17 protein-coding genes are annotated in these 23,266 nt (G+C 64.6%); 14 read left to right on the forward strand and 3 right to left on the reverse strand.

The window, feature by feature from the left end:
• Positions 1 to 12 precede the first annotated feature (12 nt).
• The 12 genes from BM136_RS07075 to BM136_RS07130 all read left to right on the forward strand — a co-directional run bounded on the left by BM136_RS07075 (position 13) and on the right by BM136_RS07130 (position 15,029).
• On the forward strand, positions 13 to 1,632 hold the full coding sequence (locus BM136_RS07075; protein ID WP_092971170.1) for an ABC transporter substrate-binding protein: 1,620 nt from the start codon (positions 13 to 15) through the stop codon (positions 1,630 to 1,632).
• Between the two features lie 42 nt (positions 1,633 to 1,674).
• A complete protein-coding gene (locus BM136_RS07080; RefSeq protein WP_092971171.1) occupies positions 1,675 to 2,631 on the forward strand; it encodes an ABC transporter permease in 957 nt (318 codons plus the stop codon).
• 28 nt (positions 2,632 to 2,659) lie between these two features.
• Positions 2,660 to 3,565, forward strand: coding sequence for an ABC transporter permease (locus tag BM136_RS07085; protein ID WP_092971360.1), 906 nt, complete (start codon positions 2,660 to 2,662; stop codon positions 3,563 to 3,565).
• A gap of 2 nt (positions 3,566 to 3,567) precedes the next feature.
• The gene (locus tag BM136_RS07090; RefSeq protein WP_092971172.1) at positions 3,568 to 5,205 is read left to right on the forward strand and encodes an ABC transporter ATP-binding protein; all 1,638 of its coding nucleotides are present in this window, start codon (positions 3,568 to 3,570) and stop codon (positions 5,203 to 5,205) included.
• Positions 5,206 to 5,222: 17 nt separating this feature from the next.
• Entirely contained in the window at positions 5,223 to 6,311 is a 1,089-nt protein-coding gene (locus BM136_RS07095; protein WP_092971173.1) for a tartrate dehydrogenase, read from the forward strand.
• Between the two features lie 26 nt (positions 6,312 to 6,337).
• Positions 6,338 to 7,807, forward strand: a complete 1,470-nt coding sequence (locus BM136_RS07100) for an NAD-dependent succinate-semialdehyde dehydrogenase (protein ID WP_092971174.1) — start codon at positions 6,338 to 6,340, stop codon at positions 7,805 to 7,807.
• A gap of 76 nt (positions 7,808 to 7,883) precedes the next feature.
• Entirely contained in the window at positions 7,884 to 8,285 is a 402-nt protein-coding gene (locus tag BM136_RS07105) for a winged helix-turn-helix transcriptional regulator (RefSeq protein ID WP_092971175.1), read from the forward strand.
• A 64-nt stretch (positions 8,286 to 8,349) separates the two neighbouring features.
• Positions 8,350 to 8,886, forward strand: coding sequence for a hypothetical protein (locus tag BM136_RS07110; protein WP_092971176.1), 537 nt, complete (start codon positions 8,350 to 8,352; stop codon positions 8,884 to 8,886).
• 113 nt (positions 8,887 to 8,999) lie between these two features.
• Positions 9,000 to 10,346 (forward strand): TolC family protein, encoded by a 1,347-nt coding sequence (locus tag BM136_RS07115; protein WP_092971177.1) that lies wholly within the window; start codon positions 9,000 to 9,002, stop codon positions 10,344 to 10,346.
• Positions 10,343 to 11,563, forward strand: a complete 1,221-nt coding sequence (locus BM136_RS07120) for an efflux RND transporter periplasmic adaptor subunit (protein WP_092971178.1) — start codon at positions 10,343 to 10,345, stop codon at positions 11,561 to 11,563. The genes BM136_RS07115 and BM136_RS07120 overlap by 4 nt, the downstream gene beginning before the upstream one ends.
• Positions 11,560 to 14,709: an efflux RND transporter permease subunit gene (locus tag BM136_RS07125; RefSeq protein WP_092971179.1), complete on the forward strand. Its 3,150-nt coding sequence runs from the start codon at positions 11,560 to 11,562 to the stop codon at positions 14,707 to 14,709. The genes BM136_RS07120 and BM136_RS07125 overlap by 4 nt, the downstream gene beginning before the upstream one ends.
• The gene (locus BM136_RS07130) at positions 14,706 to 15,029 is read left to right on the forward strand and encodes a P-II family nitrogen regulator (RefSeq protein ID WP_092971180.1); all 324 of its coding nucleotides are present in this window, start codon (positions 14,706 to 14,708) and stop codon (positions 15,027 to 15,029) included. Before BM136_RS07125 ends, BM136_RS07130 begins: the two co-directional genes overlap by 4 nt.
• Positions 15,030 to 15,136: 107 nt before the next feature.
• Here BM136_RS07130 and BM136_RS07135 read toward each other — a convergent pair whose 3' ends face one another.
• Entirely contained in the window at positions 15,137 to 17,377 is a 2,241-nt protein-coding gene (locus BM136_RS07135; protein WP_092971181.1) for a M1 family metallopeptidase, read from the reverse strand.
• A gap of 564 nt (positions 17,378 to 17,941) precedes the next feature.
• Between BM136_RS07135 and BM136_RS07140 the strand changes: the two genes are divergently transcribed.
• Entirely contained in the window at positions 17,942 to 19,414 is a 1,473-nt protein-coding gene (locus tag BM136_RS07140; protein ID WP_092971182.1) for a sensor domain-containing diguanylate cyclase, read from the forward strand.
• Positions 19,415 to 19,503: 89 nt separating this feature from the next.
• On the opposite strand, the gene BM136_RS07145 is transcribed toward BM136_RS07140, so the two are convergent.
• Positions 19,504 to 20,346 carry a class I SAM-dependent methyltransferase gene (locus BM136_RS07145; RefSeq protein WP_092971183.1) on the reverse strand — a complete coding sequence of 281 codons (843 nt, stop codon included), beginning with the start codon at positions 20,344 to 20,346 and terminating at the stop codon, positions 19,504 to 19,506.
• A gap of 219 nt (positions 20,347 to 20,565) precedes the next feature.
• Between BM136_RS07145 and BM136_RS07150 the strand changes: the two genes are divergently transcribed.
• Entirely contained in the window at positions 20,566 to 21,828 is a 1,263-nt protein-coding gene (locus tag BM136_RS07150) for a TIGR03862 family flavoprotein (protein WP_092971184.1), read from the forward strand.
• A gap of 9 nt (positions 21,829 to 21,837) precedes the next feature.
• Here the strand turns inward: BM136_RS07150 and BM136_RS07155 are convergent, their stop codons facing one another.
• On the reverse strand, positions 21,838 to 22,992 hold the full coding sequence (locus BM136_RS07155; RefSeq protein ID WP_092971185.1) for a methyltransferase: 1,155 nt from the start codon (positions 22,990 to 22,992) through the stop codon (positions 21,838 to 21,840).
• Positions 22,993 to 23,266 lie beyond the last annotated feature (274 nt).

The raw sequence follows: 23,266 nt of genomic DNA on the forward strand, positions 1-23,266 counted from the left end.
AGGAGCCCCACCATGAGCGACAGCCATAACGAGTTCGAGAACCTTGTCGGTCCCGCCGAAAGCCTGCGCGTGATGGAGTCGCTCAAGCGAGGTGCCTCGCGACGCGACGTGTTGAAGATGCTGATGGCGGGTGGCATGCAGGCCACGCTGGCCGGCAGTTTGGCGGGCACAGCCGTCAGCGCGTATGCACAGACGCCGCGCCGCGGTGGGCGCATCCGCGTGGCGGCGGCCACGGCGGCAGCTACCGACACGCTTGACCCGGCCAAGCAGTCGAACCAGAACGACTACGTGCGCTGCAACATGGTCTACAACGGCCTGTTTGTTCTGGACGGTAGCCTGACGCCGCGCCCCGCGCTGGCCGAGTCGTACCACACGGCCGATGCCAAGACCTGGGTGCTGACCCTGCGCAAGGGCGTGACCTTCCACGATGGCAAGGCGCTGGCCCCTGCGGACGTGGTGTATTCCGTCATGCGCCACAAAGATCCGGCCACCGCCTCCAAGGCCAAGGTGCTGGCCGACCAGATCGAGAGCGTCAAAGCCACCGGCCCGAACGAAGTCACGGTGGTGCTGACTGCCCCGAACGCCGATTTGCCGGTGATCCTGGGCACTTTCCACTTCCATATCGTCAAGGACGGCACGACCGATTTCAACGCCGGCATCGGCACCGGACCGTACAAGCTCAAAGAGTTCAAGCCTGGTGTGCGTACGGTCGTCGTGCGCAACGAGGGGTACTGGAAACCGGGCAAGCCGTATCTGGACGAGATCGAGTTCGTCGGCATCGGCGACGAAAGCGCGCGCGTCAATGCGCTGCTGTCGGGCGGGATGGACCTGGTGGCCTCCGTCAACCCGCGCGCCGTGGCGCGTGTGAAGAGCACGCCAGGCTACGCGATCTTCACCACGCAATCCGGGCAGTATTCCGATCTGATCATGCGTCGCGACACGGGCCCGGGTGCGAATCCCGATTTCGTGATGGCGATGAAGTACCTGTTCGACCGCGAACAGATGAAGAAGACCATCGCGCTGGACCACGCGGTGCTGGGCAACGACCAGCCCATCGACCCGACCAACCGTTTCTATTTCAAGGAACTGCCGCAGCGCGCGTTCGACATTGACAAGGCGAAGTTCCACCTGCAGAAGTCGGGCGTGACCGGAAAGATTCCGGTGGTGGCATCGCCGGCGGCCATGTATTCCGTGGAGATTGCGCTGGTGCTGCAACAGACGGGCCAGCGTATCGGTCTGGACCTCGACATCAAGCGCATGCCAGCCGACGGTTACTGGTCCAACCATTGGCTCAACAGTCCGGTCGGCTTCGGCAACGTCAACCCGCGCCCGAGTGCCGACACCATCCTCACGCAGTTCTTCAAGTCCGATGCAGCGTGGAATGAGTCGCGCTGGAAGAACCCGAAGTTCGACCAGTTGCTCACCGCCGCCCGCGCCGAGACTGACGTTTCCAAGCGCAAGCAGATGTATGCCGACATGCAGACGATGATCCACGGAGAGGCCGGCATCGGCATTCCGCTGTTCCTGGCCAGCATCGACGGGCACACGACCAAGCTCAAGGGCCTGGCGCCGATCCCCCTGGGTGGCCTTATGGGCTATTCGTTTGCCGAAAACGTCTGGCTTGAAGCCTGACGGCGTGCCGGCGTTCTTGCACAAGGTGATGAAGGTGCTGCCATGAATCGAGTCATCCTCAAGCTGCTGATGCGGCGTGTCCTGCTGGCGCTGCTGTCGTTGCTGGCGGTGTCGGTCATCGTGTTCTCGATCACCGCCGTGCTGCCGGGCGACGCCGCGCAAGAGCAGCTGGGGCAGGACGCCACGCCCGAAGCCCTGACTGCACTGCGCGCGCAGATGGGCCTGAACGTGCCGGCACCGCAGCGCTATGTGCACTGGCTCGCCGGCATTGCGCGCGGCGACCTCGGGCAGTCCACCACCACGCAGATGCCGGTGGCCGAACTCGTCGCTAGCCGCTTGCCCAACTCGCTCCTGCTGGCCGCGGTGACGGCACTGTTCTCGGTGCCGATCGCGCTCAGCCTTGGCATTGCCTCGGCGGTGTGGCGCGGCTCGTGGTTCGACAGGCTGGCCTCCACTGCTTCTGTGGCTGTGGTGTCGGTGCCGGAGTTTCTGGTGGCAACGCTCGCGGTGCTGGTGTTTGCTGTCAAGCTGCGCTGGCTGCCCGCGCTGTCGTACGTCAACGACATCGAGTCGCTCGGCCAGATGCTCCAGGCCTTTGCCATGCCAGTGCTCAGCCTGTGCTGCGTGATCGTCGCGCAGATGATGCGGATGAGCCGCGCCGCGGTCATCGACCAGCTCGAAGCCCCGTACATCGAGATGGTCCGCCTGAAAGGCGCTTCGCCGATGCGCGTGGTGCTCGCGCATGCGTTGCCCAACGCGGTGGGGCCGATCGCCAATGCGGTGGCGCTGTCGCTGTCGTACCTGCTGGGCGGTGTGATCATCATCGAGACGATCTTCAACTACCCCGGCATCGCCAAGCTGATGGTCGACGGCGTGTCGCAGCGCGATATGCCCCTGGTGCAGGCCTGCGCCATGATCTTCTGCGCGGGCTATCTGCTGCTCGTGACCACTGCCGATGTGTTGGGCATTGTCGCCAACCCGCGTCTGCGCCATCGCTAATGCTGACCCTATGAACAAGAGCCTGACGATGGAACCCACGCCAACTTCCCCAACGTTGCCCGCCGGCACGCCTCCTGCGCCGCCCGCGCCGCGCCACGCCATACGACGCCTGCTGGACGGCTTCGGCGTCGCGGGCCTCATCGGGCTGGCCGTCCTGGTGTTCTGGTTGCTGGCGGCCGTGGTCGGGCCGGCATTGCTGCCCGCGCATCTGATCACCAGCGGGGACGGCAACGGCGACGTGTTTGGGCCCATGAGCGCGGCCCACTGGTTCGGCACCGACTACCTCGGCCGTGACATGTTCGTCCGCGTGGTGGAAGGTGCCCGCTACACGGTGGGCGTTGCGCTTGTGGCGACCGTGCTGGCCAGCGGCACGGGCACGGTGCTCGCGCTGTTTGCCGCCGCCATGGGCGGCGCGGTTGATGCCACTGTGAGCCGCGTGCTCGATACGCTGACCGCCATCCCCAGCAAGATGTTTGCGCTGCTCATGGTGGCCGGTTTCGGTTCTTCGGTGACGATGCTGGTGACGACAGCTGCGATCATTTACGTGCCGGGTGCGTATCGCATTGCGCGCTCGCTGGCGGTCAACATCAACGCGCTGGACTACGTGACCGTGGCGCGCACGCGCGGCGAGGGCACGCTGTACATCATGCTGCGCGAGATTCTGCCGAACATCCTCGGGCCCATGCTGGCCGATCTGGGGCTGCGCTTTGTGTACGTCGTACTGCTGTTGGCCAGCCTGAGCTTCCTCGGCCTCGGTATTCAGCCACCATCGGCCGACTGGGGCTCGCTCGTGCGCGAGAACATCGGCGCGCTTCCGGATGCGGGCGCTTCGGTCATCGTGCCGGCGCTGGCCATTGCAAGCCTGACCATCGCCGTCAACATCGTCATCGACAACCTGCCGGGCCGGGAGGCCCGCCAACGCGGAGGGCGTTGAACATGGGCGCGTCCGTCGTCGTGGAAGGCCTGCGCATCACCGCAGGTGATCAGACCCTCGTAGATAACCTCAGCTTTGCCATTCAGCCTGGCGAAGTGCTTGCCTTGATCGGCGAGTCGGGCTCCGGCAAGACCACCACCGCGCTGGCGCTGATGGGCTATGCGCGCCGGGGTTGTGAGATTGCATCGGGCAGCGTGCGCATTGGAGACATTGACGTGCTGCACCTGTCAGCCGCTGAACAACGTGCGTTGCGCGGGCGCACCGTCGCCTATATCGCGCAGAGTGCAGCGGCCTCGTTCAACCCGTCGCGCACCATTCTCGACCAGGTGGTGGAACCGGCACGCATTCACGGCACGATGTCCCGTGCGCAAGCCGAGGCCAAGGCCGTGGAGTTGTTCCGTGAGTTGGCATTGCCTGATCCCGAGACCATTGGCGAGCGCTATCCGCATCAGGTGTCAGGCGGGCAGTTGCAGCGGCTCATGGCCGCCATGGCGCTCATCATCGATCCGGATCTGGTAATTCTGGATGAGCCGACTACCGCGCTGGACGTAACCACGCAGATCGAAGTGCTGCGGGCGTTCCGCCGCGTGGTGCGCGAGCGCCGTGCTACCGCCGTTTATGTGAGCCATGACCTGGCCGTGGTGGCACAGATGGCCGACCACATCCTGGTGCTGCGTGACGGCCAGATGCAGGAGATCAACCCGACCGCGCGCATTCTCTCCACGCCCGATCACGACTACACCAAGAGCTTGCTGGCGGCGGCGCGTCCCAAGGCGCGCCCGGCAGAGCACTGCATGGGCGAAGGCGAATTGCTGCTCGACGTGGACGGCCTCAGCGCCGGCTATGGCCCGCTCGATGCGAAGGGCCAACCCGCCACGCGGATCCTCGACGACATCAGTTTCAAGCTCTATCGCGGGCAGGCCATCGGCGTGATCGGTGAATCGGGCTCGGGCAAGACCACGCTGGCGCGTGCCATTGCTGGGTTGATTGCGCCGTGCGAGGGCAGCATGACGTTCCACGGGAAGGCGCTCGAACCCTTGCTGGCAAAGCGCTCACACGACGCGTTGCGACGCATCCAGATCGTCTTCCAGATGGCCGACACAGCGCTCAACCCGTCACACACCATCGAGCGCATTCTGGCGCGGCCGCTGCAGTTCTATAAGGGGTTGAAGGGCGAGGCGTTGCAACGGCGGATTCGCGAGTTGCTGGATCTCGTCCGCTTGCCGCACAGCGTGGCCCAACGGCTGCCGGGCGGACTCTCGGGCGGTCAGAAGCAGCGCGTGAACCTTGCGCGTGCCCTCGCAGCCGAGCCGGATCTGATCCTCTGCGACGAGGTAACGTCCGCGCTCGACACCGTGGTCGGTGCGGCGGTGCTCAACCTCATGGCCGACCTGCGGCGCGACCTGGGCGTGTCGTATCTCTTCATCAGCCACGATCTGCACACGGTACGCGCGGTGTGCGATGAGATCGTCGTCATGCAGCACGGCCGCAAGCTCACGCAGGTGGCGCGTGCCGATTTCGATCGTGGCCCGCACCATCCGTACTACGTGCAACTTGCCAACTCGGTGCCCGAATTGCGCCAGGGCTGGCTGGATGAGCGGGACCGCACGACGGTTCAGTCCGTGGCGGTCTCCGTCTAACAAAAGAAAGGAACGACATGATTCCCGCATTCCGCATCGCGATCATCCCCGGAGACGGCATCGGCAAGGAGGTCATGCCCGAAGGCCTGCGCGTCATCCAGGCGGCGGCAGAGCGCTTCGGCTTCGAACTGGAGTGCCACGCCATCGAATGGGCAAGTTGTGATTACTACCAGCAGCACGGTCAGATGATGCCCGACGATTGGAAGGCGCAGCTCAAGGGCATGGACGCGATTTTCTTCGGCGCGGTCGGCTGGCCGGCCACGGTGCCCGATCACGTCTCGCTGTGGGGCTCGCTGCTCAAGTTCCGCCGCGAGTTTGATCAATACATCAACCTGCGCCCGGTGCGTTTGTTCGAAGGCGTGCCGTGCCCGCTGGCCAACCGCAAGCCCGGCGACATCGATTACTACGTCGTGCGCGAGAACACCGAGGGCGAATACACGTCGCTCGGCGGCATCATGTACGAAGGCACCGACCGCGAGATCGTCATCCAGGAATCGGTCTACTCGCGCAAGGGTGCAGAGCGCCTGCTCAAGTTCGCGTTCGACCTTGCACAAAGCCGCCCGCGCAAGCACGTGACGCTTGCCACCAAGAGCAACGGCATCGCCATCAGCATGCCGTGGTGGGACAAGCGCGCGGATGAAGTCGCACAAAACTATCCCGACGTCACGCTCGACAAGCAGCACATCGACATCCTGACCGCGCGCTTCGTGCTGCAGCCGGGTCGCTTCGATGTGGTGGCCGCCACCAACCTGTTCGGCGACATCCTGTCTGATCTCGGGCCCGCCACCACCGGCACGATCGGCCTGGCGCCTTCCGCCAACCTGAACCCCGATCGCACGTTCCCATCGCTGTTCGAGCCGGTGCACGGCTCGGCGCCGGACATCTACGGCAAGAACATCGCCAACCCGATTGCGATGATCTGGTCGGGTGCGCTGATGCTCGATTTTCTGACGCAGGGGCAGGGTGCCGGACGCGCCGCGCACGACGCCATTGTCGCGGCCATCGAGACCGTGTTGAAGGAAGGCCCCCGCACGCCAGACCTGGGCGGCACGGCCAACACCACGCAAGTGGGCGAGGCAATTGCCTCTTTGGTTGCTGCTGCCTGATCGCCGACATTCCATCTATCTGAACCATGTCTCTCACACTGACCCGCACCGACCTGATCCGCAATGCCAACTACATCGCCGGCGAATGGACCGCTGCAGCCGGGCCGCTGCTGGATGTGACCGATCCCGCCACGGGCAACGTCATCGCCCGCGTGCCAGATTCGGGAGCAACCGAGGCGCGTGCTGCATTGGATGCAGCGCATGCTGCTTTTCCGGCCTGGCGCAAAGTACCCGCCAAACAGCGCGCGCAGATCATCAAGCGATGGAACGATCTGGTGCTCGCGCATCAGGATGATCTGGGCAAGCTGATCTCGCTGGAGCAGGGCAAGCCGCTTGCCGAAAGCAAGGGCGAAGTGGCCTACGCCGCGAGCTACATCGAATGGTTTGGCGAAGAAGCCACGCGCATGAATGGCGAGATCATTCCTGCGCCGGTGCCGGGCCGGCGCATGTTTGCGCTCAAGGAGCCGGTGGGCGTGGTGGCGGCCATCACGCCGTGGAATTTCCCGGCGGCGATGATCGCGCGCAAGATCGCCCCGGCGCTCGCGGTGGGTTGCACCGTCGTCTGTAAGCCCGCCGAAGACACGCCGCTGACATCGCTCGCCCTCGTGCGTCTGGCACAGGAAGCCGGCGTTCCGCCGGGCGTGCTCAATATCGTGACCGCCTCGCGCGAGCGAACGCCCGAAGTTGCAGATGTTTGGCTGGACGATGCCCGCGTGCGCAAGATCACGTTCACGGGTTCCACGCCGGTCGGCAAGCATCTGGCGCGCCGCAGTGCTGACACGCTCAAGAAGCTCTCGCTCGAACTTGGCGGCAATGCACCCTTTATCGTGTTCGAAGATGCTGACATCGATGCCGCTGTCGAAGGCTTCATGGCGGCCAAGTTCCGCAACGGCGGGCAGACCTGCGTGTCCCCCAACCGCGTGTTCGTGCACGACGCCGTGCACGATGCGTTTGCCGCCAAGTTGGCCGCACGCGTTGCAGCGCTCAGCGTCGGGCCGGCCACAGACCCGACTTCGCAAATCGGCCCGATGATCAACGCGCGCGCGGTCGACAAGATTGACCGACACATGCAGGACGCCATCGCCAAGGGCGCCAAGGTGTTGACCGGCGGTGCGCGCCTGACCCAGCTCGGCGCCAACTACTACGCACCCACGGTGCTGATCGACGCCGATGCCACCATGGCTTGCGCCTGCGAAGAAACCTTCGGCCCCGTCGCGCCGCTCACGCGGTTCACCACCGAAGATGAGGTGATTGCCGCTGCCAACGACACGCCGTTTGGGCTGGCCGCCTACTTCTACAGCCAGGACGTCCGCCGCATTTGGCGCGTGGCTGAAGCGCTGCAGACCGGCATCGTCGGCATCAACGAAGGCGCGCTGGCCGCGGAGGCCGCACCGTTTGGCGGCGTGAAGGAATCCGGCTACGGCCGGGAAGGCTCCGTTCACGGGCTGGACGATTACCTTCACACCAAGTACGTCTGCCAGGGCCAGCTCGACTGAGCTGAGCGGGGCGCGTTGCAGGCCACCACGATTGGCGGTACGTTCACGCGTATCCCAATCGCGCTCCGGAGGCCCCATGGCCGACAACATGGCCCCATCCTCATCTTCAACGCCGGAAAGTCCCGCTGAAGGCACCGTGAACGCCTGCCCGTCCACACGCGCACTCGAACTGGTTGCCGGCAAATGGGCGCTGCGCATTTTTCCGGCGCTGGAAAACGGCCCCGTGCGCAACAACGAACTCCTGCGCCGCGTGGGCGACGGCGTCTCGCAAAAAATGCTCACGCAGACGCTGCGCGAGCTGGAAGCCAACGGCCTCATCCTGCGCACCATCTACGACAGCGTCCCCCCGCACGTCGAATATCGTCTCAGCCCGCTCGGGGAATCGCTCAACCGCACGCTCGTCGGCCTGGACGACTGGGTGCGCGTGCATTGGCCTGAAATGGAACGGATTCGCAAAAGTCAGGTCGATTCCGATTGACATTCTGGCGATCTGCCCGACGTTGTGTGCAGATGCAGCATTTTTCCGATAGTATTCGGGGCCCATGTTTGTGACGAATCTTTCCTCCGCCTTGCCGACGTTGTCTCGCGCCGCCGCGCGGGGCGTGCTGTCGCGTGCGCGCGGCGTGCGGTGGATCGTCACGATCTGGTGCCTGTTGTTCACGGTTTCGGTGTTCTCGGCCACGCATTTTCCCGATGGCCAGGCTGCCGACGACGCGCTGGAAGCCATCGAAGCCGTGGTCGACGACATGCCCGGTGATGCTCCGCCGGTTGCCAAGCCGAGCAAGGGTTTCGAGCGCGCCATCAAGGTCGCGCTCGGCAAGGCGGTCAAGCAGCCCGGCCAGTGTTTCAGCGTCGAACATTGGGTTGCGCACGCGCCCGATGCGCCCGATGCGCCCGACGCGCCCACGACCAGCGCCGCCGCCCCCGATCACCCCAGCGACGCGCCGGAACTCTGGCTACCGCCGCCTCCCATGGCGCTGACGCCCGGCCTGCGTGTCGCGCGTGTCCGTGTTTCGCTTCCTCCGTTCCAGGCTGGCCCCACGCCGGCCCCCATGCTGCGCCCGCCCGCACGCGCCTGATCTCCGGCGTTCGCCGGAAACCATCCCCTTGAGTTGCTAGTGCTGCGCCAACCGGCCCGTTGACCGGCTGGGCGTTCGCGCTTGCCTGTTCTTCTTTTTCAGGATGATTTCGGATGTTGTCCAATCAGGATGCGGCCAACCCGCGCCCCGCAGCAGGCGCGCGCGCGTCGCGGCGTGCTGTTCTTTCCGCTGTGCTGGCCGCGATGGCCGTTCACGCCAATGCAGCGCCCCCGACTCCGTCGCCACGTGGTGCCCAGACCGCCACCGCCCGTGCCGACGAGGCGCTCCCGCAGCCGCGCTACACCTTGCAGCAGTTGCTGGAACTGGCCCGCGCCAACCACCCGGCGCTCGCCGCTTCACAGGCGCAGGTGCAGGCTGCGCAGGCGGGCATCGTCACCGCACGCGCCTGGCCCAACCCCGAGGTGGAAGCCATGGCCGGCCGCCAGCGTGCCCGCATGCCGGGTGCGGCGGAAGGCCGCACCAATAGCGTGTCGATCACGCAAAAGCTCGATTTGCCGTGGCAGCGCGCCGCCCGTACGCAGGCCGCCGATGCCGCGTACGAAGCGTCGCAGGCGACCGCCCGATCGCAGGCACGCGACGTGGAAGCCGATCTCAAGCTGCGCTTTTACGACGTGGTGCGCCGCGAGGCCGAGCAGCGCAACGCGCGCGAAGACGTGACGCTGGTCGAGCAGATCCGCCGTGGCGTGGCCGTGCGGGTGGAAACCGGCGAGGCCCCGCGCTACGAACTCATCCGTGGCGACGCGGAGTTGCTCAACGCGCAGCGCAACGAGCAGGCCGCCGCACTGCGCGTGCAGCAGGCGCTGGCTGAACTGCGCCGCGCCGTGGGCGCCGATCTGCCGCTGACGTTCGATGTCGATGCCGGAGCGGAGACGCCTTCTGTCGCGCATTTGCCGCCCTTGGCCGATCTGGTCAGCACGGTCCTCGCCACGCATCCGGAGTTGGAAGCCGACCGCGCCGCCGTGCGCGAGGCCGAAGCGCGTCTCGCACACGAGCGCAGCCAGCGTTGGCCGTCGCTCGCGTTGCGCGGGTCGGTCGACCGCCAACCCGATCTGCAGGACAGCCGCGTGGGCCTGGTGATGTCGATTCCGCTGTTCGACCGCCGCGATGGTCCCGTCGGTGAAGCCGTCGCTGCCCGCGAACGTGCCCGCGCCCTGTTGCGCGACCGCGAACTGCGCACGCGCCAGGCGGTGGAATCCGCCTATCGCCAATACGAGATTGCGGAGTCGCAAGTCAGCGCGCTCGAATCCGGTGTCATCAAACAAGCCGAATCGGCGCTGCGCGTGGCCGAAGCCGCATACCGCCACGGCGAGCGCGGGATTCTCGATTACCTCGATGCCCAGCGCGTCTTCCGCCAGGCGCGTAACGACCTCATTGCCGCACGCGCAGACCTGCGCACCGCCGCCGTTGAACTTGACCGCCTGCGCCCGGAGGCCCAATGAAACGCCCGAGCCATCGCGTTGCCTCCCGAATTCACGAATCCAGCCTGACCATGAACGCACCTTCTTCTCTTTCTTCTTCGATCCGGCTGGCCGGCGTTGCCTTGGCGGCGATGCTGTTGCTGGGCGCATGCGGCAAAGATGCCGCTAACGATGCCAAGGCCGCGCAACAGGCCGTCGACCCAAACCTCGTCGTTGCCCAGCCCACGCTGGTGCAGCGTCTGAAAGTGGCGCCGGTGGGCAAGCAGCCGATTGCCGAGCGCCTGCGGGTGCCGGGGCAGATTGCGTTTGACGAACAGCGCGTTGCCCGCATCGGCGCCACCGTCACGGGTCGTGTGACGGAGCTGGTTGCCACGCCGGGCCAGAGCGTCAAGGCAGGCGACATCCTGGCGCAACTGCACAGCACCGAGCTGGGCGCCGCGCAGCTCGCCTATCAGAAGGCCGCCGCGCAGCGAGACTTGCAGGCACGTGCGCTGGAACGCGCCAAGCTGCTCCTGGCCGCCGACGTGATCGGCTCGGCCGAACTCCAGAAGCGCCAGAGCGAACTGGCAATGGCGGACGCCGAAGTGCGCGCAGCCGTCGACCAATTGCGCGTGATGGGTGTGTCGCCGGGGACGCTGGCGAAGATGCGCACAGGCGGCATGTCGTCGATCTCGCCCGTGGTGGCCAGCATCAGCGGCACGGTGGTGGAGCGCAAGGTGACGCGCGGCCAAGTGGTGCAGCCGGCCGACGAGCTGTTCACCGTGGCCGATCTGTCGCGCGTGTGGGTGGTGGGTGAAGTGCCCGAGAACGCCGCTGCCGGCGTGCGGGCAGGCCAGGCCGTCGAGATCGACACCGGCGCGGGCGAGCGCATTGTCGGCAAGCTGATCTGGGTGTCGGACATTGTTGACCCGCAAACGCGTACGGTCACGGTGCGTACTGAAGTCGACAACGCAGAGCGCGCGCTCAAACCGTCGATGCTGGCCACGCTGATCATCCAGTCGCGCCCGGAAGAACGCGTGGTGGTGCCGACCTCCGCCGTGGTGCGCGAAGACAACCGCGACTACGTGTTCGTGCGCACCAGCGATACGAACTACCAGCTCACGCCGGTCAAGCTGGGCGATGAGTCGAACGGCGTGCGTCCGGTCTTTTCCGGCGTGCAGGCCGGCCAGCCCATCGTCGTTGAAGGGGGCTTCCATCTGAACAACGAGCGCAAGCGCGCCGAGATGGAGGGCGCATGATCGACGCATTGATTCGCGGCGCGCTCAAGCAGCGGCTCGTGGTGGCGGTGATCGCTGCCGTGCTGCTGTTCTTCGGGTTGGACGCCGCACGCAAGCTGTCGCTTGACGCGTTTCCGGACGTGACCAATGTGCAGGTGCAGATCGCCACGGAAGCGCCGGGGCGCTCGCCAGAGGAGGTCGAGCGCTTTGTGACTGTGCCGGTGGAAATGGCGATGACGGGTCTGCCGGCGCTGACAGAGATGCGCTCGCTCAACAAGCCGGGCCTGTCGCTCATCACGCTCGTTTTTACCGATGAGACCGACGTGTACTTCGCGCGCCAGCTTGTGATGGAGCGGCTGATCGAGGTGCAGTCGCGCATGCCCGCAGGCGTGACGCCGGTACTCGGCCCCGTATCGACGGGCCTGGGCGAGGTGTATCAGTACACGCTCGACAAACCGGATGACGGCGACAAGGAGCTTTCGGTGGAGGAACTCACCCAGCGCCGTATCGCACAGGACTGGGTGGTGCGGCCGCTGCTGCGTTCGATTCCGGGCGTGGCCGAGATCAACTCGCAGGGCGGTTACGAGAAGCAGTATCAGGTGCTCGTCAACCCGGAGCGCCTGCGCCACCACAACGTGACGGTCAAGCAGGTGTTCGAGGCGCTGGCCGCCAACAACGCCAACTCGGGTGGCGGTGTGCTGCCGCACTTCGCGGAGCAATACCTGATCCGCGGTGTGGGCCTCGTGCGTGACACCAACGATATCGGCGCGATCGTGCTCAAGGAGGTTAACGGCACGCCGCTGACGATCCGCGATGTGGCCGAGGTGAAGATCGGTACGGCGGTGCGCGCGGGGGCGGTGGTCAAGAACGGAGTGACGGAATCCGTCGGCGGCGTCGTGATGATGATGCGCGGGGGCAACGCCAAGGAAGTCGTCGCCCGCATCCAGGAGCGCGTCAAGGCCATCAACAACGACGGCATGCTGCCTGACGGCCTGAAGATCGTGCCGTACTACGAGCGTTCCGATCTGGTGGATTCGGCCTTGCAGACCGTCATCAAGGTGCTGGCCGAAGGCGTGGTGCTGGTGGTGATCGTGCTGCTGCTGTTCCTCGGCGACATACGTTCATCGCTCATCGTGGTCGGCACGCTGATCCTCACGCCGTTGCTGACCTTTATGGCGATGAACAAGCTCGGCATCTCGGCCAATTTGATGTCACTCGGCGGGTTGGCGATCGCCATCGGCTTGATGGTCGATGGCTCCGTGGTGGTGGTGGAAAACGCGTTTGCGCACCTGGCCAAGCCGCGCGACCCGAACGAGAGCCGCGCGCGCATCATCCTGCATGCCGTGACGGAAGTGGCGACGCCCGTGATCTTTGGCGTGGGCATCATCATCCTGGTGTTCCTGCCGCTGATGACGCTGGAGGGCATGGAAGGCAAGATGTTTGCGCCGCTGGCCTTCACGATTGCCATTGCGCTGTTCTTCTCGCTGGTGCTGTCGCTGACGCTGACGCCGGTGCTGTCGTCGTATCTGCTCAAGCCCAAGGCGCACAAGCATGTGGAAAGCGAACACAGTGACGACCCACACGCCGAGCACGATGCACACGATACGTGGCTGATTCGGAAGATGAAGAAGCCGTATCTGCGCTTGCTGGAGCTGAGCCTGAACAACGGGCGGAAGACCGTCATCGTGGCTGTGGCGGTGTTTCTCGCCACCGGTGCGCTGATGCCATTCCTGGGCACGGCGTTCATTCCGGAGATGAAGGAAGGCTCGGTGGTACCCGGCATAAATCGCGCGCCGAACATCTCGCTGGAAGAGTCGATCCGCATGGAGATGGAAGCCATGCGCCTGGTGATGCAGGTGCCGGGTGTGAAGTCGGCGGTTTCGGGTGTGGGCCGTGGTGAATCGCCGGCCGATCCGCAGGGCCAGAATGAATCGACGCCGATCGTGTCATTGAAACCTCGCGACGAGTGGCCCAAGGGCTGGAACCAGGACGACATTGCCGAGGCGATGCGCAAGGCGCTGCAGGTGCTGCCCGGCGTGCAGATCGTCATGGCGCAGCCGATCTCCGACCGCGTGGACGAGATGGTGACCGGCGTGCGTTCGGACGTGGCCATCAAGGTGTTTGGCGACGACCTGAACACGCTGCGCGAAAAGGCCGAGGCGATCGCCAAGGTGGCACAGGGCATCCAAGGCGCGCAGGACATGCGCGTGGAGCGGATCACCGGTCAGCAGTATCTGCAGATCGCGATCGACCGCCAGGCCATTGCGCGTCATGGCCTGAATGCGGCGGACGTGCACAACGTGATCGAAACCGCCATCGGCGGCAAGGAAGCCACGGAAATCTTCGAAGGCGAGCGCCGCTTCAGCGCGGTGGTGCGTCTGCCGGACGCATATCGCGGCAGCGTGGAGGCCATCCGCAACCTGATCGTGGCCGCACCCAACGGCGCACAAGTGCCGTTGGAAAGCATCGCCCGAATCGATGTGACCGACGGCCCCGCGCAGATCAGCCGCGAGCTGGGCAAGCGCCGGGTGGTGGTTGGCGTGAATGTGCGTGACCGCGATCTGGGCGGCTTCGTGGCCGAGTTGCAGGCCGCCGTGGCGCAGAAGGTCAAGCTGCCCGAGGGCTATTACCTGGAGTGGGGCGGCCAGTTCCAGAACATGGAACGCGCCATGGGCCACCTGAAGGTGATCGTGCCGATTACGGTGGCCGCCATCTTCTTCCTGCTGTTCTTGTTGTTCAACTCGGTGCGCTACGCCACGCTGATCATCCTGGTGCTGCCGTTTGCCTCGGTGGGCGGAATCATCGGGCTGTTCGTCACGGGTGAATACCTGTCCGTTCCGGCATCGGTCGGCTTCGTGGCGCTATGGGGCATCGCGGTGCTCAACGGCGTGGTGCTGGTCAGCACGATCCGCAGCTTGCGCGAGCAGGGCATGTCGGTGGAGGAATCCGTGCGGCTGGGCTCGCGCATGCGCTTCCGCCCTGTGATGATGACGGCCACGGTGGCCATGCTGGGTTTGATCCCGTTCCTGTTTGCCACAGGGCCGGGCTCGGAAGTGCAACGGCCGCTGGCCATCGTGGTGATCGGCGGTCTGCTGACTTGCACGCTGCTTACGCTGGTGATGCTGCCCACGCTGTACAAATGGTTTGATGAGGAGTCGAAGGCATGAAGGAAATCCGCATCGTAGTGCGCCCGCAACTGCTGGAACGCATGCATGAAGCGCTGCGCAGTTGCCCGGGCTTTCCGGGCATGACGGTGGGCGAGGTGAGCGCCTATCCTCCGGCGGCTTCCCAGGCCGGCGCGCATTCCATCAAGGAAGACCTGACGGAGTTCGTGCCGCGCGTGCGCATCGAGATCGTCGTTTCCGATGCGCTGGCCAGCGTGCTGTTTGAGAGTGCTGTCAAGGTGCTGGAGCATGGCCAGACCGGCGAAAGCGCTATCTGGATGACTGACGTAATTCAGGCCACCTTCCTGCATCGGACCGGTTGAGGATCGTCTGACGCGCGCATGAAAAACGGCGGACCGTGTCCGCCGAAAATCAGGAGCCAACCTGGCAGCGGGCCGCATCGTAAGACGCGGCCCGTTTGCTTTGGCGCTTACCGCTTGATGTCGGTCAGATGCTTCATGAGACCTTCGTAGCGGAACTTGTGGATCGGGCGATCCATCGACTGCATTTGCTGCAGCTGCACCGCTTGCGGACGCAGCGAGCCCGTCGGCGTCACAGCCTGTGCACGCAGCGTTGCGACGGCCGGCTGCATGTTCTGGATGCCGACGATCTGGTCATACAGCGCTTTGTCGATGATCTGCGCGTTGTACAACTGCGTCGCATCGCCGGCGATGTTGGTCGTCGTCGCCTTGTTGGTGATGGTACCGGCCTGCGCCAGCAGCGCGCTCCACAGCGTCGGGCTGTAGTTGGTCACGTAGTAGTCCAGGCCCGTCGGGTTCGCCAGCACGGCCGAGCACGTCGGCAGGGTGACCTGTGCGGTCTGCTGGTCCAGCACCACCGTTTGCGTCTGCGCCAACCCATCGCCGTAGGCAATCGTGAGCGGCACATTCCACTGATAGCCGGAATAGACGTTCTTGTTCGGGAACGCCTTCTGCGTGATCGTCAGCACGTTCTGGTTGGTGGCCGGGTTGCACTGCGCATCGATGCTGACCAGCGGCACGCCGGTCTGGCGCACAAAGCTGTCGCCCACCTTGCCGACTGGCTTGCCGCTTGCCGCTTCCAGCTCCGCCCACAGGCGCGGCGGCGTGCCATTGCCGAACTTGTACTTGTTCAGGTAGCTCTGCAGCCCCTTGCGCATGGCGTCCTTGCCGACGTAATTCTCGAGCATCTGCAGCACATGGCCGCCCTTGTTGTAGGCAAAGCGGTCGAGGAAGTCCATCGAGCCGGCATCGCTCAGGTTGTGCTGCACCGGCACCGAGGTGGGTTGCAGGTCGAGCGTGAAGACGCGCTGCTTGACGGCCGCATAGTCGGCCCAGGTGTTGCCCTGGAACTCGGGATGCAGCGCGATCTTGGTGACGTTCTCGAACCAGTTGGCGAAGGACTCGTTCAACCAGATGTCGTCCCACCAGTCCAGCGTGACGAGGTCACCAAACCACTGGTGTGCCAGTTCATGCGACACTACAACGAACGAGCGCGCCTTGCCCATCGAGTGGACGGTGGTCGGTGCGCCATCGGGCGGCACCAGCACCTGGTCGGCAAACTCGAAGATGGCGCCCCAGTTCTCCATGCCGCCAAAGCCGGCATTCTTGTTGTCGTAGCTGTCGTTGGCGACGATGGTGTCCATCTTGTCGAACGGCAGCGGGATCTGGAAGTAGTTGTAGTAGTGGTTCAGCGCTTCCTTCGTGAACTGCATGCCGGCCACCGCAGAGTGCGCCTCGCCAGGCGGCACCCACCAGCGCAGGCGCATGCTGCTGCCATCGAGCGGGTTGGTGAACTGGTCTTCCAGGATGTCGAACTTACCGCCGCCGAAGAACAGCAGGTATGCCGGCATCGACGGCGTCTTGGCAAACGACACCTGCTGATAGCCATCCGGCAGTTTGGTCGCGCCGGTCTGCCGGCCGTTGGCCACGGCCTTCCAGTCGCCCGGAATTTCCGCCGTCACCTCGAAGGTGTTGCGGAAGGCTGGCTCATCCCAGCTCGGGAACCATTCGCGCGCGAAGTTGGATTCGCCTTGCGTGACGATGGCGTCAGAGCTCTCACCCGTTGCGGCCTGCAAGCCCAGCTTGAAGATGCCCTCGGCCTTGGTGAAGTTGATCGTGCCCGTCCATTCCATGTGCAGCACGTAGTTGCCGGGCTTGATGTCTCCGGTCGGGTCGCGCAGGTCATAGAAGGCGCCTTGCGATTGCGGAATCGGTACCAGCACGCGCGATGCGCCGTTGCCCGAGGTGGGCGTGAGCGTCAGGCGCGAGGCGTCGAGCTTCAGGTCACGCACGGCCAACGTCACGGCGCCGGTCTGCTTGGTGACCTTGATCTCCACATCGGCACGGCCCGAGAAGCTGTTCAGGTCTGCGCTCGGGCGGAACCACAGTTTGTAGTTGACCGGCCTGATGTAGTCCGGAAGTTCCACCGGCGGCACCGTTGCGTCGACGGCCGGTGCCTGCGCGTTGGTGTTGCCGGTATTGGTATTGCCCTGCTGCTGCGAGCCGTTTGCGTCCAGCTTGCCGCCGGCCGGGGTAAGCCCGTCATCTCCGCCGCCGCCGCACGCGGCCAGAATCAGCGCGGCCGCAGCGTGGGCCACAAGTGCCAGCTTGAACGAGCGACGTGTCCGGGCGTTGTACTTGTGCCCGGTGTCTGTCGTGGCCGTACGACGGTGGGTTGTCGAATCCCGCATTGCATTTCTCCTGAGATGGAAACGAATCGGCGGCCCAGGGCTCAAAAGAAAATGGGGGGCAGGCCGCAGAATCGGGACAAGGAATTACCCGCTTCTTGCGCGGTGCAAATCACAGCCCGCGCACGGGATGCACGGATTCTGGAGGAAACGGCTTGCGAATCGAGACGAAGTTTTTTAAATCATGTGCGAGGGAACATGTCGCGGAATTTGCAGTTTTTGGTATGCGCATCCGCAAAGCTGCGGGCGACTTCCCGGGAAACGGGCGACTTCTGCAAAGCGCGTTGAAAAAATGAAATGCATATCCCGCTTCGTGAAAATATCTTAAAAATCGAAGTGGCTATTTTTACAACGCCAGATAAAGAAAAACTAAATACGGCGCGGCGCCGGAAAATCCCGCGGGGGAACTTTCCCGGCATTCGACGAGGTATTGCGCTGCAGTAGCTGACCGCGCATCGTCTGCATGGGGGTAATCCTTCCGGATGAGCGAGGCGCTGTGCGCGGTCTTACACAAAACCGGTACGCTCGCAACGTTTGCGAAGTGTTTTTGTTCCCGTAGAGCGATTCATGCAATCCGCGTCCGATAGCGTCAGCAGCCCGGCGGCTGTGGGTGTCAACCTGATCGACTTCTTCGATGTCACCCCCACGTCATTGTGGCTGGAGGACTACAGCGATCTGCACCGCCTCTTTGCCCAATGGCGGGCGGCCGGCGTGACCGACCTGCAGCGCTTTCTGGAAGAGGACGTATCACGCGTGGCGGCGTGTTCCGCCTGCATCAAGGTGCTGCGCGTGAACCGGCGCACGCTGTCCATGTACGCCGCCCCGGATGCCGAAACCCTGACCGCGCGGCTGGCAGACGTTCTGCGCGACGACATGCTCGAGGCCCACGTGGGTGAACTCGTGCAGCTCTGGTCCGGCGAGCCGTCGTTCGAGAGTCGCAGTGTCAACTACACGCTCGACGGCCGCCGTCTCGACATCCTGCTCAAGGGCGTGGTCCTGCCCGACCACGATCAGCCGTGGGACCGCGTGCTGGTGGCCGTGGACGACATCACCGAACTCGAAGACGCCCGCCGCCGTGCCGCGGCCAGCCAACTCTATGCGCGCGGCGTGTTCGAGCATGCACCAGTGTCGCTGTGGGTGGAAAACTTCAGCACCATCAAGATGCTGCTGGACGAAGTGCGCATGCAGGGCATCACCGATTTCCGAACCTTTACCGACGTGCACCCGGAGTTTGTCGAACGCTGCATGCAGGAGATCCAGGTGCTTGACGTCAACGGCTTCACGCTGGAGATGTTCAAGGCGCGCAACCGCAACGACTTGCTTGGCCGCTTGCCGGAAGTCTTTCGCGACGACATGCGCTCCCACTTTCGCGAGCAGTTGATCGACCTGTGGGATGGCAAGCTTTTCCAGCAGCGCGAGGTCGTCAATTACGGGCTCGATGGCAACCCGCTGAACATCCACCTGCAGTTCTCCGTGTTCCCGGGCCGCGAGAAGGATTGGGACATGGTGCTGCTGGCGCTGACCGACATCACCGCGCGCAAGAAGGCCGAGTCGTATCTTGAATATCTCGGCAAGCACGACGTGCTGACCAAGCTGAAGAACCGCTCGTTCTACGTAGACGAGATCAACCGGCTGGAGCGCAAGGGCCCGTTCCCGGTCACGGTCATCATGATCGACCTGAACGACTTGAAGCGCGTGAATGACCAGCTCGGCCACGCCGCGGGCGACGCGCTGCTGCGGCGCGCCGGCGAGGTGCTCGGCAAGGCTGTCGACAAGCCTGCTCACGCCGCGCGCATTGGCGGCGACGAGTTTGCCGTGCTGCTGCCCGGCGCCGACGCACAGGCTGGTGCAGCGCTGGTGGAAAGTCTGCGCAAGCTGGTGGAACTCAACAACCAGTTCTATCCGGGCGCGGAGCTTGGGTTTTCCATGGGCTGCGCCACCTGCCACGAGGGTGGGCGTCTGGAAGAAACGCTACGTGAAGCCGATGTCGCCATGTACGAAGACAAGCGGGTCCAGCACGAAGGCGGACGTTCAACGTAACCGCTGCGATCTGTGCGCGCCCTGCACAGATTCTGTGGCCCGAGCGATCTGACTCGGGCGCTGACGCACTGGCAGACTGCGCTGCTGCTTCAGAGGTCAGTTGGCGCGAAAAAACGTTCGTGTAGTTCCCCGAGCCCAAGCGTGCTGATCACCTCGTTCAGTCGCTCGGTCGGGCGGCGGCGCGGCAGGTCTTTGTACTGCGCAATGATCAACTCGTTCTTCATCGAGTGCTCCCACCCCACGAGTTCCGTCACGCTGACCTGATAGCCGTGCGCTTCAAGCTGCAGGCAGCGCAGCACGTTGGTGACCTGGCTGCCGAATTCGCGCGTGTGCAACGGGTGACGCCAGATTTCCGTGAGCGCATTGCCGAGCGACTTGCCCTTGTTCTTGCGCAGCACGCCGGCCACCTCCGCCTGGCAGCACGGTACGAGCACGATGTACTGCGCATGCTTTTCTAGCGCAAAGCGGATCGCGTCGTCTGTGGCGGTATTGCACGCATGCAGTGCAGTGACGATGTCGATCGTGGCCGGCAGTCGGTCAGACGTGATCGATTCCGCCACCGACAGGTTCAGGAACGACATCCCCTTGAAGCCGAGCCGCGCGGCCAGTTCGGTCGATTTGGTGACCAGCTCTTCGCGCGTTTCAATGCCGTAAATGTGCGAGGTTCCATCGCCCGGCTGTTCCTTGCAGAACAGGTCGTACAGGATGAAGCCGAGGTACGACTTGCCTGCGCCGTGGTCGACCAGCGTGACGTGCCCCTTGGCTTGTTGCACGTCAGCCATCAGCGGCTCGATGAACTGGAACAGGTGATAGACCTGCTTGAGCTTGCGGCGGCTGTCCTGGTTCATCTTGCCGTCGCGCGTCAGGATGTGCAGTTCCTTGAGCAGCTCGATCGACTGGTTGGGGCGGATTTCGTGGGTCTTGTTGGACATCGTCAGGACAGCCTGGGCGACATGTCGCACGGAATGGGACCGGTGCGGCGGCGCGGAGAAAAACGGAAAAGAGAGCGCCAGTTTACCGAAAAGCGGGGTGGGCGACGGCAAGCGCACCCCAAGCGGCGTCATGCGCGACCTCGTTTGCCCGCGCCCGGTGGGGATGTGACAATAGCGCCCCGCTGGTCTGCCCCCGTGATTCGATCCGTTCCTCCCCGCATGTCCGAAACATCCAACGCCCCTCTCGTTGCCGTCATCGGCGCCGGCCCTGCCGGGCTCATGGCTGCTGAAGTCCTGTCGCGCAGCGGCGTGCGTGTGGAGGTGTTCGACGCCATGCCTTCGGCCGGGCGCAAGTTCCTGCTGGCGGGCATCGGCGGGATGAATATCACGCATTCGGAGCCGATCGACGCATTTCTCGGCCGCTATCGCACGCGGCGCGAGGCACTGGCGCCGTTCATTGGCCGCTTCAGCCCCGATGCGCTGCGCGCGTGGATTCATGGGCTGGGCATCGACACGTTTGTCGGCAGTTCGGGGCGTGTCTTTCCGACTGAGATGAAGGCCGCGCCCTTGCTGCGCGCATGGCTGCACCGGCTGCGCGAGACGGGCGTGCAGTTGCATATGCGACATCGCTGGGTGGGGTGGGCAGAACCGTCGGACCGCGCGCAGGTGCTGCGCTTTGAAACCACCGATGTTGAACGGCTGGTGCAAGCCGATGCGGTGGTGCTTGCCATGGGCGGCGGCAGTTGGCCGCGCCTGGGCTCCGACGGTGCCTGGGTGCCGTTGCTGGAGGCGCGCGGCGTGCAGGTGCAGCCATTGCAGCCCGCCAACTGCGGGTTCGACGCCGATTGGAGCGCGTATTTCCAGGAGCGCTTTTCGGGGCAGCCAGTCAAGTCGGTCGCCATCGGCTTGCCGTCGGGCGCTGACGGGGCGCTGCAATTCCGCCAGGGCGAGTTCGTTGTCACGCAGACCGGCATTGAAGGCAGCTTGGTCTATGCGTTGTCGGCGCCCATTCGCGATGCGCTGGCCGCAGAGGGTGGCGCGACGATCTGGCTTGACCTTGCGCCAGGCTGGAGTGCGCAACGTGTGACGGATGAACTGATGCGCCCGCGCGGCGCGCGTTCAATGTCGAGCCATCTGCAAAGCAAGCTGAACATCACGGGCGTGAAGCTCGGCTTGCTGCGCGAGTGCCTGAGCAAGGACGCGTTTGCCGATCTTGCCCAGTTGGCCAAAGCCATCAAGGCGCTGCCGTTACGGCTCACGCGCACCCGCCCCATTGACGAGGCGATCAGCACCGCAGGCGGCGTCGCGTTTGAAGCGTTGGATGCGAAGCTGATGATCGAGCGTCTGCCGGGCGTATTTTGCGCCGGCGAGATGCTCGACTGGGAAGCGCCGACGGGCGGCTATCTGCTGACGGCGTGTTTTGCGAGCGGCGCCGCTGCGGGGCAGGGCGCTCTCGACTACTTGGCGACTATGGCGCGCTGATTCAACGGTTTATTGGCGCGCCTTCAGGCGCCACAACGACGTCACTTCGGCAACGCGGGCCCGATAGAGCGGGTCGTTTTCATCGCTCGCCTTCGGGTGCTTCGGCTTGATGTCTTCACGGCCCACGACCTGCAGGCCGGCCGCGTCGATCATCGCCAGTAGCGCATCGCGCGTGCGCAGGCCCAGGTGCTCGGCAAAGTCCGACAGGATCAACCAGCCCTCGCCGTTGGGCTCCAGGTGTGCTGCCAGCCCGTCCAGAAAGCCGCGCAGCATGCGGCTGTCGGGGTCGTAAACGGCGCGCTCGATAGGCGAACTGGGCCGTGCCGGCAGCCACGGCGGGTTGCACACGATCAGCGGCGCACGCCCTTCGGGAAACAGATCTGCATCGACAACGTCCACCCGCGCTTGCAGACCGAGACGCGCCAGATTGTCGCGCGCACAGGCCAGCGCACGCGGGTCCTGATCGGTGCCGATGACGTGCTTCACGCCGCGTTTGGCCAGCACCGCTGCCAGCACGCCCGTGCCTGTGCCGATATCGAACGCCAGGGTTTTCGAAGGCAACGGCGCATTCGCCACCAGATCGATGTATTCGCCGCGCACCGGCGAGAACACGCCGTAGTGCGGGTGAATGCGCTCACCACCGAGCGCGGGAATCTCGACCCCCTTCTTGCGCCACTCATGCGCGCCGATCAAACCAAGCAGCTCGCGCAGCGAAACGACGGAAGCGGCATGGCTCGTGCCGTAAGCTTCCGTGCAGGCTTCGCGCATGTCGGGCGCGCGGCGCAGCGGGATGCCGTAGTCCGCATCCAGCGGGATCAGCAGCATGCCGAGCGTGCGGGCGCGCTGCGATTGCGCCTGTCGGTGCAGGTTGAACGCATTGATGGCCGAGGTGGCTTCCTTGCGCGTCTTGCCGGGTTTGCGATCAGTGCGGCGGGACATGGCCTGCAGCAGTTGGCGCGCGTTCTGGAAATCGCCCTGCCAAAGCAATGCCGTGCCTTCGCAGGCGAGGCGGTAGGCCGCATCGGCGGTGGTGCGATCGTCCGCAACGACCACGCGCTTGGGCGGCGCGTTGCCGGCTTCGGAGCGCCAGAGGACGGTATGGACGGCGTCGTTGCTGGCGTCTGGGCGGTCGTCGGTCCAGGTAAGGGTGGGGTGATCGGTCACGGGGAAATGGCAGGAAAGCGGGGAGGGTGCGGTAGTGGGCGACACAATACCGCTGTCGGCCTGATCGCACAAATGCGGATGGGCGACCCGGATGCCCTCCGCGGCAGCGCTGGAGTGACTCTGTTTCGGCGAAGACCCTCGCCATTAAAGGCCCAATGCCCCGCTATGCACTGGAGGATGCAGCCCTATATCGCAGGCGAGCCGATTGATCGCCTTGATTCTTCTTGGGAAGTGATTCTTTTGCCACTCGAAGACGCAGGTCCGACCCGGCAGG

Origin of the sequence: Ralstonia sp. NFACC01 (genome assembly GCF_900115545.1) — a bacterium.
Taxonomy (GTDB): Bacteria; Pseudomonadota; Gammaproteobacteria; order Burkholderiales; family Burkholderiaceae; genus Ralstonia; species Ralstonia mojiangensis.